The following is a 21,597-nucleotide window of genomic DNA, read 5'->3' on the forward strand; positions in this document are numbered from 1 at the left end:
GCTACCGTCCCCGGAATTGCGGCGGCCGCTTCGCTACGAACGCAGCGATGCCCTCTTTCGCATCCTCGCTGTGAAACAGGCTGGCGAGGTAGGCGCGGTCATACGCCTGCGCCGTCTCCAGACTGGCGTCGCGGCCTTCGTTGATCAGCTTCTTTAGCGCCTGTACGGCAAGCGGCGCTTGAGCGGCAATATCCTGCGCAAGCTTAAGCGCCGTCTCCAGCAGAGCTTCCGGCTCCGTCACCTGATGGACAAACTGCATGATCCGGCCCTCGGCCGCGGTGACGAACTGGCCCGTCATCGTCAGCTCCTTGGCGGCATACGGCCCGATCGCCCGGGCGATCTTCTGAATGCCGCCGCCTCCGGGCACAAGCCCCAGCTTGACTTCCGGCAAGCCGAACTTCGCTTTCTCCGAAGCGACGATAAGATCGCAAGCCAGCGCCAGCTCGAAGCCGCCGCCGAGCGCATATCCGTTCACCGCAGCAATCACGGGCTTGCCGCAACTTTCAATGGATCGGTACATCTCGCGTCCCTGGTCCTGAAAGGCAAAAAACTGACCCATATCGAAGCCGTTATACCCTTCGATGTCCGCTCCCGCCATGAACGCTTTGCCCGTGCCGGTCAGAACGACCGCACGCGCCTGATCCTGCCTGTGAAGCCAGCCGAAGCAATCCGTCAGCTCCGCCATCATTTCGCGGTTCATCGCATTCAGCTTCTCTTCCCGCCGGATCGTGACGGTGAAGACGCGATCCTGCTCCGCCACCTGCAAATACGTATATGAACGCATCCTGACTCCCCCTCCGTTCTACTCGCCACGGCTCGTTTGCCCGCCGTCCGCCACGAACGTTTGCCCGGTAATGAATGAGGCTCCGTCGCTACACAGGAACAGCACAAGATCGGCGATTTCCTCCGGGCGGCCGAACCGGCCGATCGGGTGAGCCCGATTCCACGTGTCGATGAGCGCCTGCGGATCGTCCGTTTCTTCGAAAATCTTCTCGTTCATCGGCGTCATAATCGTGCCCGGCGCAACCGCATTGATCCGAATGCCCCGGGGCGCATATTCGACGGCCATTTGCCTCGTCATAGCCACAATGCCGCCTTTCGAAGCCGCATAGCCGGCCCAGCCGAGAAAGCCATTGATCGCCTGGGTTGAAGCGCAGTTGACGATCGTCCCTCTTCCTTGCTCCAGCATATATGGCAGCGCATGCTTGCAGCCCCGGAACACTCCGCCGAGATTGACGTTTATCACCCGCTGCCAATCCTCCTCGCTCAGCTCGGCGGCTGCCCCGGGAACCGCCACTCCGGCATTGTTGTATACCGCATCGAGGCGACCCTTCCATGTATAAGCCGTCTCCATCAGATTGCGCACATCGGCGTCGACGCCGACATCCGCTTGCACGAACCGCGCTTCCAGCCCCTCGGCCGCAAGCCGGTTTTCGAGCGCCTTTCCCTTCTCTTCCGCCAGATCGGCGATGACGACCGCCGCTCCCGCTTCCGCGAACCCGCGGACCGCCGCCTCGCCGATTCCCATGGAACCGCCGGTGACGACCACCGTCTGACCGCTATAATCGAAACGCACCGCTTGCGCCAATTGAAACCGCTTCCTTTCCGTCATTGGATACGTGGCAGCCGCCTGCGGCTGACAGGTTAAGCATAACGAATTTCCGCGGACGGCATAACGGGGCTGCTTTTACTTTTCTTCCACTCTTCTGACCACCTTGCCGACTTCTACAGGTTCCGGTACTCGGCCGGCGTCAATCCGGTCAAATCCTTGAATATTTTGTTGAAATATTTGACATCCCCATAGCCGACCGCTTCGCTGATCTCGTACACCTTCAAATGCGTATTCTTCAACAGCTGCTTCGCTTTCTCAATCCGCAGCTGCATCAAATATTTCGTAAATATTTGCCCGACCTCGTCCTTGAACAGCCTGCTCAAATACGAAGGATTCACAAAAAAACGCTCCGCCAGCGTCTGCAGCGAAAGGTCTTCCCGGTAGTGCTCCTCCAGGTACGCCAGCATATCGCGAATCAGCTTGCTCATCTTCGTCTTGCGGCTCCCCGCCGCTTGAGCCGCCTGCCGCAGCACGCTCGTCACGCACGATTGAACCTCGTCGATCGTATCGTACGCGGACACCTTGGCAAGCCACTCCTCCTTCGTGCTCCCGAGCAGCGTGCCGTCTGAGTCTCCATCGTCTATGGACTCAAAGGCCATCTGAATCAACAGGAGCAGCACATGCTCCACCTGACGCACCGGTATTTTCTTCCGTCGGATTTCCCCGAACAACCCGTCGAGCAACGCATACAGCTCCTCCTCGTTTCCAGCAGCAACGCAGTGAAGCAGCCGCTGCTGAAGCTCGCGCTGAAACAACTGCCGGTCTTCTTCGTCATGCACCTGCCGGAAAAAATAAGCTTGGTCGACGCCGTGGTACATTTTCATCTTGAGCGATTTCAACGCTTCCATACTGGCGGCGAACACGTCATTCTCCGTATGATGGCGCTCGCTGATGCCTACCGTTACGGTCACCTTGAGGAAGCTGCGGATGCTGCTGCGGATCGAATGGAGCAGCTCGTCCGGCTCATCCCCGCCTGCTTCCGCCCTGCACCAGATCACGGTCCGATCCGCCGCGGCGAACAGCAGAAACGGGCGTCCGCTGTTTTTGAGATATTCCTCCGCGATGTTCCGGATGCCGAACTGCAGCAGCTCGATTTCCCGCTGCTTGTAGCGTTCCTGCAGCAAATACAGCTGATCGATCTCCATGAGGATGACGACGTAGCTGTCCGCAATGCTTGCAATATCCAGTTCGAGCTCCCTGCACTTCTGGCGGATGATTCCCGGGTCCGTCGTCCGGCCCATAAACCAATTCGCCAAAAACTGCTCGCGAAGCGCGCGCAAGCCCTGCTTCAGCATGGACTGCTCCATCGCGGCGCGGTACCGTGCCGCCTGCTGCTCGCTGCGTGCGCGGGACAGCTTCAGGAACAGCTGCATCAGTTCGTCGTCATGCACGGGCTTAAGCAGATAATCGTACGCTCCGAGCCGCATGGCGGTCCGCACATAGTCGAAATCGTCGAAGCCGGTCAGCATCACGGTTTCGATATCGGGTGCGCATTCCTTCACCTTGGCGAGCAGCGTCAAGCCGTCCATGACCGGCATGCGGATGTCCGTCAGCAAAAAGTCGATCTTCTCCTTGCGGATCAACTCCAGCGCTTCCGCCCCGTTCACGGCTTCGAAAATGCGCGTAATCCCGCATTCTTCCCAATGCGTCGACTTCGACAGCACTTCGCGCATCCAGCCTTCGTCTTCGGCTATAAGCAAGCTAAACATCCGCGCCCCCTCCTGATGTCCAAGGCAGCACGACCTCGACGGTCGTTCCTTTCCCCTCCTGGCTGTACAAGGCCAGGCCGTAGGCTTCGCCGTAATAATGTCTGATCCGCTGATTCACATTGCTGAGCGCAAAATATTCCGTCGACGGCCCTCCAGCCGACAGCTGCTTGCGAATCTGCTCCAGCCGCTTCTCGTTCATGCCGAGGCCGTCGTCGCTGACCGCAAACACCATGTTGTCCTCAAGACGGTAGCCGGTGATGCCGATGTGGCCTTTCGCGTTTTTCATTTCCAGCCCGTGAATGATCGCATTCTCGACGAGCGGCTGGAGCAGCAGCTTGAGCACCTTCTGCTCCATAAGCTCATCCTCCACGTCGATCGTCACGTCGAACTTGTCGCGGTAACGAATTTTTTGAATCTGCAAATAATAATCGAGATGTTCGATCATTTCCTTGACAGTAATCCAGTCGTCGCCCTTCAAGCTGTGCCGGAAAAAATGGGACAGCGCATAGGCCATCTCCGTCACCTCCCGGACGCCGTTCAGCTTCGCGATGGAATAGATCGAGTTGAGCGTGTTGTACAGAAAATGCGGATTCATCCGGGACTGCATCAGCTTCAACTCGAACTCCTGTTTGAGCAGCTTCTCGTGGTATAAATTTTTGACCAGCTGCTGAATGTTCCGAATCATGATGTTGAAGCCTTCGAACAAAATGCCGAACTCGTCCTTGCGCTTCTCGCGGATCTGATACGTGAAGTCGGCATGGCCGGCGGACAGCCTCATCGCCTTGAGCAGCCGGAACATCGGGTTATAGATGCTCCGCATAAAGCCGTAAGCAATAAGCAGACCGGCGGCTACCGCGATCCCCCCAACCAGTAAAATCTCATTGCGCAGCAGAACGATTTCCTTCATCCAATCTTCCCGCGGCACGAAGGTGACATACTTGAACCCGGTCGCATCCGACGTATGAAACACGACCAAATGCGGCCTGCCCGTCAGCATCGCGGCGAAACGCCCTTCCCGTTCGTTGACGATGCGGTCCAAATGCTCCAGCGCAGCCGGCCGCTCGCCGAAACCGACGGGAAGGAGCCCCTGCCCTTCCTCCGAAGCTTGAATAAGGCTGCGCCCGTCCGCCGTCAGCACCAGCGTTTGGAGGCCTTTGTCATTTCGGTTCACCTGCTTCAAATAGTCGGCAATCGTGTTTTCGTTCACATGAATAAAGAGGGTCGTGCGTCCGGTCGCGGAAGGCTCCAGCGGAATCGGATACGTCAAATAGCGGACCGGTGAAGTGATATAGGTCGAAGCCGGCCATTTGTCCACATACCAGCCTTGCGGCCCGTCCCCGATCATCCGTTCCATATGCAAGACCTCTTCGCTCGGATACAGAAAAATATTTTTCTCCGAGGTCAGCAGCAGCCGGTTCACCGGATTGTACAGACTGATGGAATACACCGAATGTCCGGCGGTTCGGATGGAGCTGAGATCCTTCAGCATTTGCATGACATTGGAGAGATCGTCATAATTTTCAATCCGTATCGTTCGCTGCAACCAATCCCGGCGGGCGCTGTCGACCAGAAAGGGCGTTGCGGCATACCGGGACTGCTCCAGCACGCTCTCAATGCTTTTTTCCACAAGCGACAAGCTCGCCGAGACCGATTCGCTGACCTTGTCTTCAATCAGAGCGGTCGCGCTGCGAAAGGTGAAATAAGAAACGGTCATTAACGGCAAGACGATAAGGATCAGGAAGTAAACGATGAGCCTGAAACGCAAACTGTGAAAGATCATGAAGCCGCCCCCTCGCTAGTTGTCCCACGTACTTCCCTTCCTTCGTTTTACCCTTTGGTCGCTCCTTCCGTCAACCCGGCCACCAGCTGCCGTTGAATAAACAGAAACAGCACAAACACCGGAATGGAAATCAGCAGGGAGGCCGCCATCATCGTCCCCCAATTCGTCTCGTACTGCCCTTTGAAATCCATGATGCCGACGGGCAGCGTGCGGAATTCCTGCTTCGTCATGAAGACCAGAGCGAACAGAAATTCCTGCCACGTAATCAGGAATACGTATGCCGCCGTAGCGCCTATGCCCGGCCTAAGCAGCGGTACGATTACATGGAAAAAGGCTTTGATCCGCGAAGCTCCTTCCATCATCGCCGCTTCTTCCATATCGTGTGGAATGCCGAGCAGGAAGCTGCGCAGCAGCCAGATCGCAACCGGTACCGTAAACGCCAAGTAAGCCAGCACAAGCCCCGCATACGAATTGAGCAGGTGAAGACTGCCCACAAGCTTGTAAAGCGGAACGACAATCGCGCTGATGCAGAACATCTGACTAACCAGAATCATGTTCAGCAGCAGCTTTCTGCCCGGGAACTCCAGCCTTGTGAAGCCGTAGGCCGCCAGAACGGCGATCACAATGACCAGCACGCACGTGATCACCGAGACAGCCAGACTGTTCAAGAAATACGTAATAAAATTCCCGTAATTTAGTGCCGCCTTGAAGTTGTCGAGGGTAAAATGCTCGGGAATCCAAGTGGTCGGCACGGTAAACATTTCGTCGGCCGGTTTGAGCGACGTCGACAGCATCTGCATAAACGGAAACAAGACGAAAAACAACAGCAGCGCTATCGCAATCGCGTACCCCGCCCCAAAAGCGATCCGTTGGGTCATTCTGCACTCCTCCTAAGTTCTCGATTCGTTTTTGTTCATTTGCCGGATGAGGGCGAGACTGATCAGCAGAACGAACAGGAAGCTGATGACGGCGATGCGGGATGCCTCGCCGAAGTTGAAATTGCGGAAGCTCAATTCATAAATATACGTAGGCGCGATATGCGTCGAACGGATCGGTCCCCCGCCGGTCAGCACATAGATCATTTCGAAATAATTGAACGTCCAGATAAAAACGAGCAGCACGACGGTTTTAAGCACGCCGGATATCGAAGGGATCGTCACGTACAGAAACTGCTGAAACCTGCCCGCGCCGTCGATCCGGGCCGCCTCATACTGGTCCTGGGGGACGCTCTGCAGTGCGGCCAGCAGCATCAGCATGGGGAAAGGAAATCCTTTCCATATCGCTGCCAAAATAACCGACCACATCGCCAGCTCCGGCGTTCCGAGCCAGTCGATAGCCGTCGGCCCGAAGCCCAGCTTGGCGATCAGCGAATTCATGAAGCCGAATTGCGCGTCGTAGATCAGCCGCCACGTCAGCGCGGCCACGACGCCGGGAAGCACCCAGGGCAGCAGCACAAGCGAACGGACAAGCCCGCGAAGCGGAAAAGCTTGGTTCAACAGCACCGCCGCCACGAGCCCGATCAAGACTTGAAATGCGGCGACACACACCGTCCAGACGACGGAATGCTTCGTCACGTTCCACAGTTCTCCGTCTGTCCACGAGGCGATATAGCCGGAAAGCCCGACAAATTGAGGCTGACCGTGCGACAGATCCGTATCCATCAATGACAATTGGAACGTATAAGCAAGCGGAATAAACAACAGGACGAGCAGTAATAGGATGGCTGGACCGGTTAAGGCGTATCCCCATAATGTGGATTGCGTTCTCATGACTCTCCTCCCGAGTAAGAAAAGGGAAGCACCGTGAATGCCGAATCCCCGCTTCCACAGTGCTTTCCTTGGATTTGCTCTTTTCAGCGATGTTATTTATTCAGAAGCTTGTTGATTTTCGCCGCCGCTTCGTCGAGGGCATCTTTCGCGTTCATTTTGCCGCTCATCACTTTCTGTGTCGCCTGCAGCTGTGCATCGGCGATTTCCGGATAATTGGCGACGTTCGGACGATAGGTTGCCGTTGTCAATTGGTTGAAGATGACGTCGGGATACTTGCGCTTCTGGTCCAAATAAGCTTTGGCCGCTTGCTTGTTGGCCGGCGTCAGCATCGTAATCTGCTTCTGGTTCTCGACATTGGTCGAATACTTAATGAATTCCCAAGCCAGGTCTTTGCTTTTGGATTTCGCATTGATCGCCAGATTGAAGCCGCCGAACGTGCCGACCGATTCGCCGCCTTCCGGCTTCGGCAGATTGGCTACGCCGTAATTCATATTAGGCGCCCGGGTTGCGATTGTATCCTGTCCCCATTCTCCATACATGGCCATGGCGGTTTGTCCGCTCGTGAACAGCGTCATCGCATCTTCTTCGTTCTTGCCTACGCTGCCTGGCGGGCTAATCGCGTTCATATTCGCCCAGAACTCCAGCGCCTTGACCCCTGCATCGCTATTGATCAAAATATTTTTCCCGGATTCATCCAGCAGCTTTCCGCCCGCTGCAACCGTGAAGCCGTCCACCATACATTGAACGGATTCGCTGCTTCCCGCCCAGTTGGAGGTTCCGTACTTGCCGTCTCGCGTCAGCTTCTTCCCGTACGTCAAAAACTCTTCCCAGGTGACCGGAGGCTTCTCCGGGTCCAACCCGGCGGCTTTAAACATATCTTTATTGTAATAGAGCACGCCCCAGACACCCACATCGAATGGTACCGCATACATTTTGTTTTTGAATGAACCGGCTTCCCATGCGCCCTTAAAGTAGTCGTCCGCTTTGATGTCGGACTTCTGTAAATAATCGTCGATGGGAATGACATAGTTGGCCGCGGCGTACTGCGCCACCCAGATCTGGTCAAGGAGCAGAATGTCCGGGCCTTCGCCGCCGGCGACCGCCGCAAGCATCCGGTCCTTCAGCTGCAGGTATGGAAACGTCGTAATTTCCACTTCCGCATTGAACTTCTCCTCGAACGATTTGGCCGCTTTCTTCTGGGCCTCTTGAATATTAACGTCAGCCTGCTGCAGCGTCCATATCGACAGCTTCTGCCTCTTCCCCGCCTCAGGCGCCGAACCGCCGGCAGCCGGAGCGCCGTTCTGGTCTTTTCCCCCGCAGCCGGAAACGAGAATTGCCGTCGTCGCCATGACCAATGCCGCTTTGCTCAGATGTCTCAAGGAATCGTCCTCCCCTTTTTCTCAATTATCGGCTCATCTCTCCGACTTGCTTATAGTATAGTCTGCCGCTCCGGCCGGGCGTATCCGTCCCGTTTTACATTTCTTCAATGATTTTGACTTTATGTAAGCGCTAGCTTTTCGTTCTTTCCTGAAAATAATAAAAAAGACCAGCTTCGGCCTTTTGGGGCAAAAACTGGTCTTTTTTTAACAAAATGATATGCGATTAACCCGTAACGACTTTGATGACGTTGCGTACGGATTCTGCGGATTTGTCCAGTGCCGCTTTCTCTTCCGGAAGCAGCTCCAACTCGAATACTTTCTCGATGCCGTCGCCGCCAAGCAGCGTCGGTACGCCCATGAACAGGTTGTCATAGCCGTATTCGCCTTGGAGCAACGCGATGGAAGGCAGAACGCGTTTTTTGTCTTTCAAGATCGCTTCCGTCATTTGCACGAGGGAAGCGGCCGGTGCGTAATAAGCGGAGCCGTTGCCCAGCAGGTTCACGATCTCGCCGCCGCCGGTACGCGTACGTTTCACGATGGCTTCAATACGGTCAGCCGGAATGAGCTTCTCGATCGGAATGCCCCCAACGTTGGAGTAACGAACGAGCGGAACCATGTCATCGCCATGCCCTCCGAGCACGAAGCCGCGCACGTCTTCCACGGAAACGTTCAGCTCTTGCGCGATGAACGTGCAGTAACGTGCCGTATCCAGCACGCCGGATTGGCCGATAACGCGGTTTTTCGGGAAGCCGAGCGTTTGGTAAGCGACATAGGTCATCGCGTCGACCGGGTTGCTCAGGATGATGACGATCGACTGCGGACTCGTTCTCTTGATGTTTTCGCAAACGGATTTCACGATGCCTGCGTTCGTGTTCACGAGGTCGTCGCGGCTCATGCCCGGTTTGCGGGCAATCCCTGCCGTGATAATCACGATGTCGGAACCGCTGGTCTCGTCATAGTTGGACGTGCCGACAATGTTCGCGTCGAACCCTTGCACCGGGGAAGCCTCGAGCATATCCAGCGCTTTCCCTTTGGTCGGGTTTTCCAGTTGAGGGATGTCCAGCAATACGACGTCGCCGAGTTCTTTTTGCGCCAGCATCAGCGCTGTTGTCGCACCTGTGAAGCCTGCGCCGACAACCGTAATTTTTTTACGTTGGATTGCCATAATCAATTCCTCCCATTGGTTTGTGCCCTATCGCACCTTAATTTTATGATTCAATTTTAGGAATTAGCATATGACTTAGGCTTAATCTTTATTTGCAACGCATGGAAGCGTGTCTGCGGGCGCCTGCTTCAGCTGGCCGCTCGCAGACCAACGCGTTCCAACGGATTAGAAATGCTTGATGATCTCGTCGGCAAACGCGGAGCATTTCACTTCGGTTGCGCCTTCCATCAGACGGGCGAAGTCGTAAGTTACCGTTTTGTTGTTGATCGCCGTTTCCATTCCTTTGTAGATCAGGTCAGCCGCTTCCAGCCAGCCCAGGTGTTCCAGCATCATAACGCCGGACAAAATAACGGAGCCCGGGTTTACCACGTCAAGACCTGCATATTTAGGTGCCGTACCATGCGTTGCTTCGAAGATCGCATGACCGGTTACGTAGTTAATATTTGCACCTGGAGCGATACCGATACCGCCGACTTGAGCAGCCAGAGCATCGGACAGGTAGTCGCCGTTCAGGTTGAGCGTAGCGATGACGTCGAAGTCCGTCGGACGGGTAAGCACTTGCTGCAGTGCGATGTCGGCAATCGCGTCTTTTACGATGATTTTGCCGGCCGCTTCCGCATCTTTTTGCGCTTTGTTCGCCGCGTCAACGCCTTGCTCTTCTTTAATTTTGTCGTATTGAGCCCAAGTGAACGTTTTGTCGCCAAACTCTTGCTCGGCGAGCTCATAGCCCCAGTTTTTGAACGCGCCCTCGGTGAACTTCATGATGTTCCCTTTATGTACCAGGGTCACGCTCTTACGGTTATGCTTGATCGCATATTCGATAGCGGCGCGGATCAGACGCTTCGAGCCTTCGGAGGATACCGGCTTGATTCCGATGCCGGACGTTTCCGGGAAGCGGATCTTCTTCACGCCCATTTCGTTTTGCAGGAACTCGATCACTTTTTTCACTTCGGCCGAACCGGATGCCCATTCGATACCGGCATAGATGTCCTCGGTATTTTCGCGGAAAATGACCATGTCCACCAGCTCCGGACGTTTCACCGGGGAAGGTACGCCTTTGAAGTAGCGAACCGGGCGGGAGCACACGTACAGATCCAGCTCTTGGCGAAGCGCAACGTTCAAGGAGCGGATACCGCCGCCGATTGGCGTCGTCAGAGGTCCTTTGATCGCTACGATGTATTCGCGGATTGCCGTCAGCGTATCGTTCGGCAGCCAGTTATTGTATTTGTTGAAGGCTTTCTCGCCGGCAAACACTTCGTACCATGCGATTTTTTTCTCGCCTTTGTACGCTTTCTCTACCGCTGCATCCAATACGCGCTTGGAAGCCGCCCAAATGTCGGGACCTGTGCCGTCGCCTTCGATGAACGGAATGATCGGATTGTTCGGAACGTTCAGTTTGCCGTTTGTGATGGTGATGCGTTCGCCTTCCGTCGGAAGTGCATATTGTTCGAATTGTGCCATGAATAGGTAAGCCTCCTTGGATTGGTTTGGAGCCGCGGCAATGCAAGCTCCGTGGAATAGGGATGTGATGATGTCAAAAAGATACGGGAGCAGCGGCGTCCGTCCCCTTCTCAGGAGACCGGTAACGCCGCAGCCACCCGTAGGATAGCTGCTCTTTTATTGCTTCCCGCAGGTGCGGGCATCCCAAGCCGGATTAGCGCTGCTCGATCGGAACGAAGGCTTGATGCGACGGTCCCGTGTATTCGGCGCGCGGACGAATGAGGCGGTTATTGTCGAATTGCTCGAGAATGTGCGCCGTCCATCCGGACGTACGGCTGATCGCGAAGATCGGCGTGAACAAGTCGCGCGGAATCTCGAGCGACGTGTAGACGGAAGCGGAGTAAAAGTCTACATTCGGCTTCAGCCCTTTTTGGCCGGTTACGATGTCTTCGATTTGAATGGACATGTTGTACCAGTTCATGTTGCCGGTAATTTTACCGAGCTCCTGGGACATTTTTTGGAGATGCTTCGCGCGCGGGTCGCCGTTTTTATAAACGCGATGGCCGAAGCCCATAATTTTCTCCTTGTTGGCCAGCTTATCGTTGATATAGCTGGTCACGTTATCGGCCGTGCCGATTTCTTCGAGCATCGCCATCACCGCTTCGTTGGCGCCGCCGTGCAGCGGTCCTTTGAGCGCGCCGATCGCGGACGTCACGCCCGAGTAAATATCGGACAGCGTCGCTACGGTTACGCGCGCAGCGAACGTCGAAGCGTTCAGCTCGTGGTCGGCATGAAGCACCAGAGCTTTGTCCAAAGCTTGGATCGCGATCGCTTCCGGCTGTTTGCCCGTAAGCATATACAGGAAATTCTCGGCAATCGAAGCACAGGATTTCGGCGCGATCGGCTCTTGTCCTTGGCGGATGCGAGCGAATGCCGCTACGATCGTCGGCAGCTGCGCTTGCAGCTTGATCGCTTTGCGGAGGTTCGATTCCGGAGTCATATCATTCGCCTCGGCATCGTACAGCGCCAAGCTGGAAACCGCGGTACGAAGGGCGGCCATGGAATTGACGTCTTTCGGGTATAGCTTCATTTGCTCGATCACTTCGGCAGGAACCGAAGCGTTGTCGCTCAGATCTTTGGTTAATTGATCCAGTTCGGAGCGATTAGGAAGCTTGCCGTACCATAACAAGTATACGACCTCTTCGAACGTGGCGTTCTCTGCAAGGTCGTCGATATTGATGCCGCGATAGGTGAGCACACCGTCGATGATGGAGCTGATGGAGGACGTTGTGGCTACAATTCCTTCCAAACCTTTGGTAGCAGTCAAGATAATCTCTCCTTTTGCGTTCAAATTCACATAAGTCTACTATAAAGTATTTAGAAACTAAAGTGAACAAATTCAGACATAAAAGTTCATTATCAGCACAATAAACAGATGCTATCTGCGTGCCGTTCCTATGTACTCCTACCGACTCACTGCCTGCTGCTTACGGATTTGCCCAGTTTCATTATACTCATATTAACTCATAAAAAATCATGCTGAATCAATGTTTTTGCAGGCGAGGAATGAAAAAAGAACGTAACGACGATAAAATACAACCGTTCATCGAAGCGTATATTTGCAACTGTAAACTTATCCGGGCTTTCGCCGTTTTACGGGCTCAGTGGACTTCCCCTTGCCGTAACGGTACAATAAAATTAACTTTCACCCGTTAGCAGGAGGATCAGCCATGAACAACAGCCGGCGAATCGGCATCATTGACATCGGCTCCAACTCGATCCGGTTGGCCGTAAACGAACAGACGACGGGCGGAGCGTACCGCGTGATCGGCGAATTCAAGGAATCCGCGCGTTTAAGTCAGCGGATCCGCGCCGACGGGACGTTGGCTCCTGCGGATATCCAGGTGATCGTGCAGATCTTGTCGCATTTCAAGCGGATATGTCACGCTCACGAAGTGACCGAATACCGGGTAGCCGCCACGGCTGCCATCCGCAACGCCGCAAATTCTCAGGAGATTCTGGACACGCTGCGCCGCGAAAGCGGATTTCACGTCGAGCTGCTGTCCGGGGAAGACGAAGCCAGACTCGGCTTCTTGGGCATGATCCAAACGATGGATATTTCGGACGGCTTTCTTGTCGACATCGGCGGGGGAAGCACCGAGATTTCGCTGTTTCGCGACCGCACCTTGATCCGCAGCGTATCGTTTCCCTTCGGCGCAGTCAATACGACGCGCAAATTTGCGCCGAACGGCGAATTCCACGAAGAACAGCTGCGGGGCATCCGCCAGATGGTCGAGGACGCGATTGCCCGCGAGCCCTGGATTCGACAGGCACCGGGCCTGCCGCTTGTCGGGCTCGGAGGCGGCGTCCGGACGCTATGCAAAATCAATCAGCGCAGGCGCAAATATTCCTTGCCGCTTACGCATAATTATACGATCTCCGCCGCCGAAGTGGACGAGCTCGCCGCCTGGCTCCCTCTGCTGCCCGGAGAGAAGCGCAAAAAAATCGACGGTCTGTCCAAAGACCGCTACGATATTATCGTCCCGGGGCTGCTGATTCTGCAGACGATCTTTCAGGCAGCGGGCGCATCGCACTATGTCGTCAGCGGCGCGGGCCTGCGGGACGGCCTGTTTTTTGAAAGCTTTTATCCGGTCGACACGGAGCTGAAGCATATGGCGGAGCGAAGCGCGGACAACCTGCTCGCCCTTCATTCCACCGCCCCCCGGAGGCATCTATCGCATGTCAGCCGGACGGCCTTGAAGCTGTTCGACGCGTTGACGGAGGCGGGAAAGCACCGCTTCGATCCGCGCGTTCGTCTGTGCCTGATCATCGCGGCCAAGCTGTACCGGATCGGCGCTTCGCTCAGCTACTACCAGTATCCGAAGCATTCGTTCCATATGATTGCGCATACCCGCATCGACGGTCTCACTCACCGCGAAATTTTGATTTGCGCCTTGACCGCCTCGTACAAAACAAAAGCACGGACCCAGCAGGCCGTGCAGCATCACAAGGATATTTTAAAAAAAACCGACACCGACCTGATCGCTAAGCTCGGCACGCTGCTTAAGCTCGCCGTCGCCCTCGATATTAGCGAGACCCAAGCGCTGGAAGTGACGAACGCGTTCTCGGAAAGCAAAGCGCTGCATTTGCGGCTGAAAGCAAAGCACGACCCCTCTGCGGAATACAGAGAGGTCCTTGGACTGCAAAAAGAATTTAAAAATACGTGGGGACAGCAGCTCAAAGTTCACGAGTCGTCGTTTTCCACGAGCTGATGCGCATGGCTTCAAATTGACTGCGAAGCTGCGGCCCGCCTCCTTCCGAGCGGACATGCTCGTACATGCCGTTCGGTTGGAGCTGCCGAGCCTTCACGTTATCTTTCAGACTCAAGCGCAATATATTGATCAGCGACTGCTGGATGCTTTTGTCAAATACGGGACACATCAGCTCGACGCGCCGCGTCAGGTTCCGGGTCATCCAGTCCGCGCTGGCGATGTACACCTCCGGCTCCCCGCCGTTCTCGAAATAAAAAATCCGCGAGTGCTCCAAAAACCGGTCCACAATGCTGCGTACCGTGATCCGCTCGCTCAGTCCCGGAACGCCGGGCCGCAGGCAGCATACGCCGCGTACGATCAGATCGATCTCGACCCCCGCCTGCGAGGCTGCATACAGCTCATCGACCATCTGCTGGTTCGAGAGCGAGTTGAACTTGGCGATGATCCGCGCCGGCTTGCCTTCGGCGGCGTGCTTCGCTTCGCGGCGGATTTTCTCGAACAACTTATCCATCATGTCCGTAGGCGCTACCCCGAACGCTTTCCAATTGTGCGGCGCCGAATACCCGGTCACCTCATTGAACAGCGCGGAAGCGTCCTCCCCGATCTCCTTATGCGAAGTGAACAAGCCGACATCGGTATACAGTCTTGCCGTGTTGTCATTGTAATTCCCCGTTCCGACGTGCACGTACCGCCTCAGCCCATCCGCTTCCTGCCGGACGACCAGCGTAATTTTGGCATGTGTCTTCAGCCCTACGAGTCCGTATACGACATGGCACCCCGCCTGCTCCAGCTTGCGCGCCCAAGCGATGTTGCGCTCTTCGTCAAAACGCGCCTTCAGCTCCACCACGACCGTGACCTGCTTGCCGGACTCCGCCGCACGGGCAAGCCCTTGAATCAGCGGGGAATTGCCGCTGACCCGGTACAGCGTCATTTTGATGGCGAGCACTTGCGGATCATAAGCCGCTTGAAGCACAAAATCGGTGACGGCATCGAACGATTCGTAAGGGTGGTACACCAGCACATCCTGCTGCCGCAGCTTGGCGAACAGATCCTCGACATCATCCAGCTCGGAAGGATACACCGGTTGGATCGGGGCGTAGCGCAAATGATCGAAGCCCTGGAGCGACGACGCCATCTTCATAAAATAGGTCAGGTCCAGCGGCCCGTCGATTTCAAAAATGTTCTCTACAATCTCGAATTCCTCCGTCAGCTGCTCCAGCGCATACGGATGAATGCCTTTCTGCACCTCGAGGCGGACCGGCGTCCCCCAACGCCGTTTGCGGAGCTGGATTTCGATCTCCTCCAGCAAATCCTCCGCGCCTTCCTCATTCAGCGTCAAATCCGCGTTGCGCGTCAGGCGGAACGCATGAACCGAGATCGGAATATAGCCGCTGAACAGCGTATGTATGTGCTTTTCGATGAGATCTTCCATGAGAATGAATTCGCGTTTCTTGCTATTCGCTCTTCCCGGCACCGCAAGATAACGGCTTAAATTCGACGGCACCTGGAGGATGGCAAAATAAGGTTCGTCCTCCGGATCGTCGCCTTCCTTCATCAGCACGACCGCCAAATACAGAGCCTGGGTCCGCACCAGCGGAAAAGGCCGCGCCTGATCGACCGCCATCGGCGTCAGCACGGGAAAAACGATGTCGTGGTAATATTCGTCCATCGCTTTGCGCTGGGTTGCATTCAAATCGTCATATTCGGTAAAAATGATCCCTTCCCTGCCAAGCTGCCGGATCATATCCCGGTACGTCTTGTACTGCTCCGTTACCATTTTGGAAGAGCGCTTCATAATCCGTTTGAACAGTCCGGCGGGCGTGTAGCCGGTGAAATCCTTCTTCGTATGGCCTGCTTTGATCTGATCCTTGATCCCGGCCACGCGTACGCTCATAAACTCGTCTAAATTGGACGAAACGATCGATAAAAATTTGACGCGTTCGAGCAGCGGCGTCTCGGGGTCCTGAGCCTCCTCCAGCACACGCCAGTTAAACTCGACCCAGCTTAAATCGCGGTTCAGATAATGGTTGGCCGTCTCACGCGCGGCAGTGTCCTTCATAAGGCAGTAAACCCTCCATGGTCATTCACCGTTTAACTACATTTTTCTGCTTCTTTCATCGTAATTCGACAATGTTAAGCGAACGCGCTCTTTTTGTTAATTTTATGTAAACGCAAGGGAAAATACACCTAAATTTTCTCTTCGTGCGCATGCAAAAAGAGCTTTATCATTATACAACGAAAAGAGCTCCCGAAGGAACTGGTCTCTTCGGGAACTCTTCATGTAACAATAGTATGGAAATCACAACGTTATTCGGTTTGCGGCAGGACGGTTTTCGCTATTTTTCCGTCCAATTCCTCGTAATCGTAATATCGGATCGTATCGTACAGCTCTTTGCGGGTCTGCATATCCTTAAGCGATCCCGCTTGCGTGCCGGTCTGGCTGATTTCTGAAAATACGCGCTCATAGGCTTTGGCTGCCACACGCAGCGAGGTTACCGGATAAATGACCATATTGAAGCCCCAAGCCTCGAATTGCTCCGCCGTATAATACGGCGTTTTACCGAACTCCGTCATATTGGCCAGCAGCGGCGCGTCGATGGAGGCGCGGAACCGTTTGAATTCCTGCTCGCTTTCCAGCGCCTCCGGAAAAATCCCGTCCGCTCCCGCCGCCACATAATGCTTGGCCCGGTCAACCGCCGCTGCGAAGCCTTCTACGCTTTTGGCATCCGTGCGGGCAATGACGACGAGCGTCGGGCTGATTTCCTTGATCGTCTTGATTTTTTGCATCATTTCTTCGGTCGAAACGAGCTTTTTGCCGTTCAAGTGGCCGCATTTCTTCGGCATTTCCTGGTCCTCGATCTGGACGGCGGCAGCTTTGGCTTCGACCATTTCCTTGGCCGTCCGGGCCGCATTCAAGATGCCGCCGAAGCCGGTATCGATATCGACCAGCAGCGGAAGCATCGAGGCGCGGACGAGCTCGCGGGCCCGGTCCGCAACTTCATTCGAATAGACCAGCCCGAGGTCCGGCAAGCCCCGGCTTGCCGTATAGGCGGCGCCCGACAAATAAAGCGCCTCGAAGCCGAGCTGCCTGGCTATTCGGGCTGCCATCCCGTCGTGCGTGCCCGGAATTTTGAGAATCGGGCCGGCTTCCATCCGTTTCCGAAAAGCGGCCGCCAGCTCCCGTTGGTCCTTCTCTTGCTCCATCAACCAAGCCATCGTAATCCTCCCGGGAAGTCATATTCCGCAGCCTTGACGCTAAATAACGTACAGATTCATATATTCGTTTACCGGCATGTGCTCCAACCGACCCAAGTCAAGCGACCGTTCGAGGATTTGCGCCGCTTTTTGCTTCGGAAATCTGGTCAGCAGATTGGCTTCGAATTTGTCGATCACCTTCGGCAGTCCTTCAGCCCGCCGTCTGCGGTGACCGATCGGGTATTCGCACTCCACGTTCGCTGTCTCCGTTCCGTCCGTGAACCGGATTTGGATCGCATTGGCAATCGACCGTTTATCCGGATCGAGGTAATCCCGGCTGTATTGCGGATTCTCCGTGACGACCATCTTATCCCGAAGCGCATCGATTCTCGGGTCGGCAGCCGCCTCATCCTCATAATGCTCCGCCGTCAACTCGCCATGCAGCAAGCCTGCCGCCACCATGTATTGAAGGCAGTGGTCCCGGTCGGCCGGGTTATGCAGCGGGCCTTTCTTATCGATGATGCGGATCGCCGATTCATGCGTCGTGATCGTAATCCGATCGATTTCGTCCAACCGGTCCTTGACCTGCGGGTGCAAAGCAAACGCACATTCGACGGCGGTCTGGGCGTGGAACTCGGCCGGAAAGGAAATTTTAAACAATACGTTCTCCATCACGTAAGAGCCGAGCGGACGCGCAAGCTTCAGCGGCTTGCCTTGGAACAAGACGTCCTGGAAGCCCCAGGTTTTGGCCGAAAGCGCGGTCGCGTATCCCATTTCGCCGTTAACGGCCATAAGAGCCAGACGGACCGCACGGCTGGTCGCGTCCCCGGCTGCCCACGATTTGCGCGATCCCGTATTCGGCGCGTGCCGGTACGTGCGCAAGCAGCCGCCGTCCAGCCAAGCGTTGGAAAGCGCGTTGATCACCTCGTCCCTGGTACCGCCCAGCATCGCCGTGACGATAGCCGTTGAAGCAATCTTCACCAGCAGCACGTGATCCAGGCCGACCCGGTTGAAGCTGTTTTCGAGTGCAAGCACCCCTTGAATTTCATGCGCCTTCACGGCGGCGTCCAGCACGTCCCGCATCCGCAGAGGGGCTTTGCCTTCCGCGATGCGGACGCGGCTGAGATAGTCGGCTACCGCCAAAATGCCGCCCAGATTGTCCGAAGGGTGGCCCCATTCGGCGGCCAGCCACGTATCGTTGTAATCGAGCCAGCGGATCATGCACCCGATATTGAACGCCCCATGCACGGGATCGAGCTCATAGCGGGTTCCCGGCACCCGGCAGCCATAAGGCACGGTGACGCCCGGCACGACCGGCCCCAGATGCTTCACGCATTCCGGAAAGCGCAGCGCCAAAATAGCCGTGCCCAGCGAGTCCAATACGACGTGCTGTGCAATGCGCCGGGCTTCCGGACTTTGGACTTCGTATTCAAGCGCGTAATCCGCGATGTCAATCAACAGTTGATCCGCAGCGGATGCGGCTCGTCCTTGTTCATAGGCCATGGATGGGTTTGCTGCCATGTCGATGTTTCCTCCTATTACCGGGTTATGAGCCGACCGAGGCCGAATGGGGATGCAGACCGCGCGGCCCCTTGTACAGGACACGGGGACGGAAAAGCCGGTTGTTCGCATGCTGCTCCATCACATGCGCGCAGACGCCGACCGTCCTGGCGGCGAGAAAGACCGGGGTGAACAGGTCGATCGGAATGCCCAGCAAATAATAAACCGGCGCGGCGTAGTAATCGAGGTTCGGATACAACCCTTTTTCGCGATTCATCACCTCTTCGCCGATGACGCACATGCGGTACAGCTTCTCTTCGTTTTTGGCGGCCGCAAGCAGGGCCAGCGCTTCTTTCATCAGCATCGCGCGCGGGTCCGGCTTCTTCATGTACACCCGGTGACCAAACCCCATAATGCGTTCCTTGCGGGTCAATTTGCCGAGGATCAGCGGCTCCATTCTGTCCTCATCCCCCGCTTCCAGCAGCATCTTCATGACCGCTTCGTTCGCTCCGCCATGCAGCGTTCCCTTCAGAGAAGCGACGGCGCCGGTCAGCGCCCCGTACAGATCGGCCTGCGTGGAAGCAATGACGCGTGCGGCAAAGGTGGAGTTGGGCATTTCATGCTCGCTGTAGACGATCAGCGACTGATCGAACGTCTTCTCTTCCATTTCGGAAGGAATCTTACCTGTAATCATGTACAAGAAATTGGCGCTGTACGAAAGGTCTTGACGCGGCTCCACCAAAGGCTGCCGCATGGACGCATGGTAGCTGGCCGCCACGATCTGGGGCACCTTGGCCAGCAGCCGGATCGATTTGCGGTAATTCGCTTCCCGCGACCGGTCTTCGATATCGCCGTCATAGCCGGCAATGGCGGAAATGCCCGTTCTCAGGGCATCCATCAGATGCGTCTGCTTCGGCAGCAGGCGCAGGATCGCCAGCGCATCCTCCGGCAGTCCGTACTCCGTCTTGAGGCTGAGTTCAAGAGCATCCCGCCGTTCGGGCGTCGGCAGGCTGCCGTCAAGCATTAACGAAACGACGTCCAAATAAGTAACGGTTCTTGCCAACTCGATAAGATCGTAACCCCGCAGCACAATTTGTTCTTTTTCGACATCCAAATAAGAGATTTCGGTCTCGCTTGCGATAACGTTTTCAAGGCCGGGCTGGAATGATCCGCTCATCGTTCTTTTCGCTCCTCCCGATGGTTTGGCTTTGCCCCTTCAGTATATCGACCCTCTGGAAATCACGTCCAATATCCGTTAAGTCCTTCCTGATATGCAGAATGTATCAAGCCGGGTACATGGACTCCCGTTCAACCGCCGAACGCTTGGCCGAGCTTCAAAAATTCGTGCAGTGCCGGCGACTTCTCGTCCTTCCGCCAAATAAACGCCGTTTCCAGAACGGCGGCTTCCTGAATAGCCCGGTACACGACCCCTTGATTTTGCTGGTGCCGAAAAGATGCGGGAACCAAGGCGACGCCCATCCCTTCGGCTACGAAGGCGACAACGGTTAAGATTTCAGGCGCTTCCAGCGCCACGTTAGGTGAAAATCCGGCTTTATAGCACAAATGGATGACGGCATCGTGATACGTGGAACCGTTTTGCCTGGGAGACAAAATGAACGGCTCGTCCTCCAGATCGCGGACGCTAAGCGATGGCCGGCCGGCCAACGGATGCGCTTCGGGAAGCACCGCCATAAACGGCTCCCGCATTAACAGCTCCGAGTTCAAATAAGGACTATGAATCGAGGCGCGCACGATCCCGAGATGGATGCTTTTTTCGTGCAGCGCTTGCAGCTGGCTTCCGCTCTTCATTTGATGAAGCTTTAATTCCACCGTTGGAAAACGCAGCCGATACTGCTGCAGCAGCGGAACGATGTGATAGGTCGCCGAACCGACGAAGCCGATGACCAGTCTGCCCGTTTGCCCCCGGCTCGCTTTCTCCGCCGCCTCGCGCGCTTGCTCCACACGTGCTAACGCCGACCGCGCTTCCTCCAGGAACACTTTCCCCGCTTCGGTTAATTCAACGTGCTGCTTGCTTCGGGAAAACAACGGAAAGCCGAGCTCTTCCTCCAGCTTGCGAATTTGCTGGCTTAACGGGGGCTGCGCCATGTTGAGACGTGCAGCCGCCCGGCCGAAATGCAGCTCCTCCGCAACGGTAACGAAATATCGCAAATGACGCAGTTCCATCCTGCCTCTCTCCTTTGATTGTTCAATCATGCGCTTTCATTAAATTATACAACAGGGACGAATCATTTTGGAAAATATAGCATAAAAAGGAATAGGACCTGACCAAAAAAAGGCCAAGTCCTTCATCTCTTCCTGAATCAGCGGAATAGGCGGCACGCTTAGTCCCTAGTTTTAGCAAGGAGAGCGTATAAATCCGGCGCTTCCCTGTCGATCCGCACCGGCTTCCAATCCCGGTTCAACCAAACATGATGCGTTCCTCCGCTGACCAGCAGCTCCTCGCCGCGTTTAATTTCATAAGCGAACCGGATCCGAAGATTGGTCGCATCGATCACCTTGGTGTCAATCGTCACCAGATCGTCGTAACGGGCAGGCGAGCGGAATTTGAGGTCCGCTTCGATCACCGGCAGCAGCAGGCCGCGGGCCTCCAGTGTCTGATAAGGCATGCCCAGCTCGCGGATCAGCTCGGTCCGGCCGACTTCAAACCAATTCAAATAGTTGGCGTGATACACGACGCCCATCTGGTCCGTCTCCTGATAGCGGACACGTAACGTATGCTGCATACGAACCCCCTAAATCCCTATGGAAGGTACCC

The 21,597-nt window shown here is 55.6% G+C and carries 17 protein-coding genes; 1 reads left to right on the top strand and 16 read right to left on the bottom strand.

Annotated features, from left to right (window positions below):
* Window position 1: 1 nt before the first annotated feature.
* The 10 genes from PEH01S_RS14400 to citZ all read right to left on the bottom strand — a co-directional run bounded on the left by PEH01S_RS14400 (window position 2) and on the right by citZ (window position 12,181).
* Entirely contained in the window at window positions 2-784 is a 783-nt protein-coding gene (locus PEH01S_RS14400) for an enoyl-CoA hydratase/isomerase family protein (protein WP_127486230.1), read from the bottom strand.
* A gap of 18 nt (window positions 785-802) precedes the next feature.
* Entirely contained in the window at window positions 803-1,612 is an 810-nt protein-coding gene (locus PEH01S_RS14405) for an SDR family NAD(P)-dependent oxidoreductase (RefSeq protein WP_127486232.1), read from the bottom strand.
* Between the two features lie 113 nt (window positions 1,613-1,725).
* Window positions 1,726-3,321, bottom strand: coding sequence for a response regulator (locus PEH01S_RS14410; RefSeq protein WP_127486234.1), 1,596 nt, complete (start codon window positions 3,319-3,321; stop codon window positions 1,726-1,728).
* Window positions 3,314-5,101 carry a sensor histidine kinase gene (locus PEH01S_RS14415; RefSeq protein WP_127486236.1) on the bottom strand — a complete coding sequence of 596 codons (1,788 nt, stop codon included), beginning with the start codon at window positions 5,099-5,101 and terminating at the stop codon, window positions 3,314-3,316. The genes PEH01S_RS14410 and PEH01S_RS14415 overlap by 8 nt, the downstream gene beginning before the upstream one ends.
* Window positions 5,102-5,148: 47 nt before the next feature.
* On the bottom strand, window positions 5,149-5,979 hold the full coding sequence (locus tag PEH01S_RS14420) for a carbohydrate ABC transporter permease (protein WP_127486238.1): 831 nt from the start codon (window positions 5,977-5,979) through the stop codon (window positions 5,149-5,151).
* A gap of 12 nt (window positions 5,980-5,991) precedes the next feature.
* Complete coding sequence (locus tag PEH01S_RS14425; protein WP_025852673.1) at window positions 5,992-6,870, bottom strand: carbohydrate ABC transporter permease; 879 nt, start codon at window positions 6,868-6,870, stop codon at window positions 5,992-5,994.
* A 92-nt stretch (window positions 6,871-6,962) separates the two neighbouring features.
* Window positions 6,963-8,249, bottom strand: coding sequence for an ABC transporter substrate-binding protein (locus PEH01S_RS14430; RefSeq protein ID WP_025852674.1), 1,287 nt, complete (start codon window positions 8,247-8,249; stop codon window positions 6,963-6,965).
* A 223-nt stretch (window positions 8,250-8,472) separates the two neighbouring features.
* Window positions 8,473-9,414, bottom strand: a complete 942-nt coding sequence (gene mdh / locus PEH01S_RS14435) for a malate dehydrogenase (protein WP_025852675.1) — start codon at window positions 9,412-9,414, stop codon at window positions 8,473-8,475.
* A 165-nt stretch (window positions 9,415-9,579) separates the two neighbouring features.
* Window positions 9,580-10,875, bottom strand: coding sequence for an NADP-dependent isocitrate dehydrogenase (gene icd, locus PEH01S_RS14440; RefSeq protein ID WP_025852676.1), 1,296 nt, complete (start codon window positions 10,873-10,875; stop codon window positions 9,580-9,582).
* A gap of 193 nt (window positions 10,876-11,068) precedes the next feature.
* The gene (gene citZ / locus PEH01S_RS14445; protein ID WP_025852677.1) at window positions 11,069-12,181 is read right to left on the bottom strand and encodes a citrate synthase; all 1,113 of its coding nucleotides are present in this window, start codon (window positions 12,179-12,181) and stop codon (window positions 11,069-11,071) included.
* Between the two features lie 403 nt (window positions 12,182-12,584).
* Between citZ and PEH01S_RS14450 the strand changes: the two genes are divergently transcribed.
* Window positions 12,585-14,126: a Ppx/GppA phosphatase family protein gene (locus PEH01S_RS14450; RefSeq protein WP_025852678.1), complete on the top strand. Its 1,542-nt coding sequence runs from the start codon at window positions 12,585-12,587 to the stop codon at window positions 14,124-14,126.
* On the opposite strand, the gene ppk1 is transcribed toward PEH01S_RS14450, so the two are convergent.
* The 6 genes from ppk1 to PEH01S_RS14480 all read right to left on the bottom strand — a co-directional run bounded on the left by ppk1 (window position 14,092) and on the right by PEH01S_RS14480 (window position 21,565).
* Window positions 14,092-16,185 (bottom strand): polyphosphate kinase 1, encoded by a 2,094-nt coding sequence (ppk1, locus tag PEH01S_RS14455; RefSeq protein WP_127486240.1) that lies wholly within the window; start codon window positions 16,183-16,185, stop codon window positions 14,092-14,094. The genes PEH01S_RS14450 and ppk1 overlap by 35 nt on opposite strands.
* 248 nt (window positions 16,186-16,433) lie before the next feature.
* Window positions 16,434-17,342: a methylisocitrate lyase gene (prpB, locus tag PEH01S_RS14460; RefSeq protein WP_025852680.1), complete on the bottom strand. Its 909-nt coding sequence runs from the start codon at window positions 17,340-17,342 to the stop codon at window positions 16,434-16,436.
* A 39-nt stretch (window positions 17,343-17,381) separates the two neighbouring features.
* A complete protein-coding gene (locus PEH01S_RS14465; protein WP_281281463.1) occupies window positions 17,382-18,842 on the bottom strand; it encodes a bifunctional 2-methylcitrate dehydratase/aconitate hydratase in 1,461 nt (486 codons plus the stop codon).
* A 25-nt stretch (window positions 18,843-18,867) separates the two neighbouring features.
* A complete protein-coding gene (gene mmgD / locus PEH01S_RS14470) occupies window positions 18,868-19,998 on the bottom strand; it encodes a citrate synthase (RefSeq protein WP_127486242.1) in 1,131 nt (376 codons plus the stop codon).
* Between the two features lie 131 nt (window positions 19,999-20,129).
* Window positions 20,130-21,005, bottom strand: coding sequence for a LysR substrate-binding domain-containing protein (locus PEH01S_RS14475; RefSeq protein WP_127486244.1), 876 nt, complete (start codon window positions 21,003-21,005; stop codon window positions 20,130-20,132).
* A gap of 158 nt (window positions 21,006-21,163) precedes the next feature.
* Entirely contained in the window at window positions 21,164-21,565 is a 402-nt protein-coding gene (locus tag PEH01S_RS14480) for an acyl-CoA thioesterase (protein WP_127486246.1), read from the bottom strand.
* Window positions 21,566-21,597: the final 32 nt, after the last annotated feature.

This window comes from Paenibacillus ehimensis NBRC 15659, assembly GCF_004000785.1.
GTDB lineage: Bacteria > Bacillota > Bacilli > Paenibacillales > NBRC-103111 > Paenibacillus_G > Paenibacillus_G ehimensis.

Bases quoted from the DNA above. Each gene is read 5' to 3' on its own strand.
- PEH01S_RS14415 (WP_127486236.1), bottom strand. From the start codon at position 5,101: ATGATCTTTCACAGTTTGCGTTTCAGGCTCATCGTTTACTTCCTGATC.
- mmgD (WP_127486242.1), bottom strand. From the start codon at position 19,998: ATGAGCGGATCATTCCAGCCCGGCCTTGAAAACGTTATCGCAAGCGAG.
- PEH01S_RS14410 (WP_127486234.1), bottom strand. From the start codon at position 3,321: ATGTTTAGCTTGCTTATAGCCGAAGACGAAGGCTGGATGCGCGAAGTG.
- PEH01S_RS14405 (WP_127486232.1), bottom strand. From the start codon at position 1,612: ATGACGGAAAGGAAGCGGTTTCAATTGGCGCAAGCGGTGCGTTTCGAT.
- PEH01S_RS14475 (WP_127486244.1), bottom strand. From the start codon at position 21,005: ATGGAACTGCGTCATTTGCGATATTTCGTTACCGTTGCGGAGGAGCTG.
- prpB (WP_025852680.1), bottom strand. From the start codon at position 17,342: ATGGCTTGGTTGATGGAGCAAGAGAAGGACCAACGGGAGCTGGCGGCC.
- ppk1 (WP_127486240.1), bottom strand. From the start codon at position 16,185: ATGAAGGACACTGCCGCGCGTGAGACGGCCAACCATTATCTGAACCGC.
- PEH01S_RS14420 (WP_127486238.1), bottom strand. From the start codon at position 5,979: ATGACCCAACGGATCGCTTTTGGGGCGGGGTACGCGATTGCGATAGCG.
- PEH01S_RS14425 (WP_025852673.1), bottom strand. From the start codon at position 6,870: ATGAGAACGCAATCCACATTATGGGGATACGCCTTAACCGGTCCAGCC.
- icd (WP_025852676.1), bottom strand. From the start codon at position 10,875: ATGGCACAATTCGAACAATATGCACTTCCGACGGAAGGCGAACGCATC.
- PEH01S_RS14465 (WP_281281463.1), bottom strand. From the start codon at position 18,842: ATGGCAGCAAACCCATCCATGGCCTATGAACAAGGACGAGCCGCATCC.
- PEH01S_RS14450 (WP_025852678.1), top strand. From the start codon at position 12,585: ATGAACAACAGCCGGCGAATCGGCATCATTGACATCGGCTCCAACTCG.
- PEH01S_RS14400 (WP_127486230.1), bottom strand. From the start codon at position 784: ATGCGTTCATATACGTATTTGCAGGTGGCGGAGCAGGATCGCGTCTTC.
- PEH01S_RS14480 (WP_127486246.1), bottom strand. From the start codon at position 21,565: ATGCAGCATACGTTACGTGTCCGCTATCAGGAGACGGACCAGATGGGC.
- mdh (WP_025852675.1), bottom strand. From the start codon at position 9,414: ATGGCAATCCAACGTAAAAAAATTACGGTTGTCGGCGCAGGCTTCACA.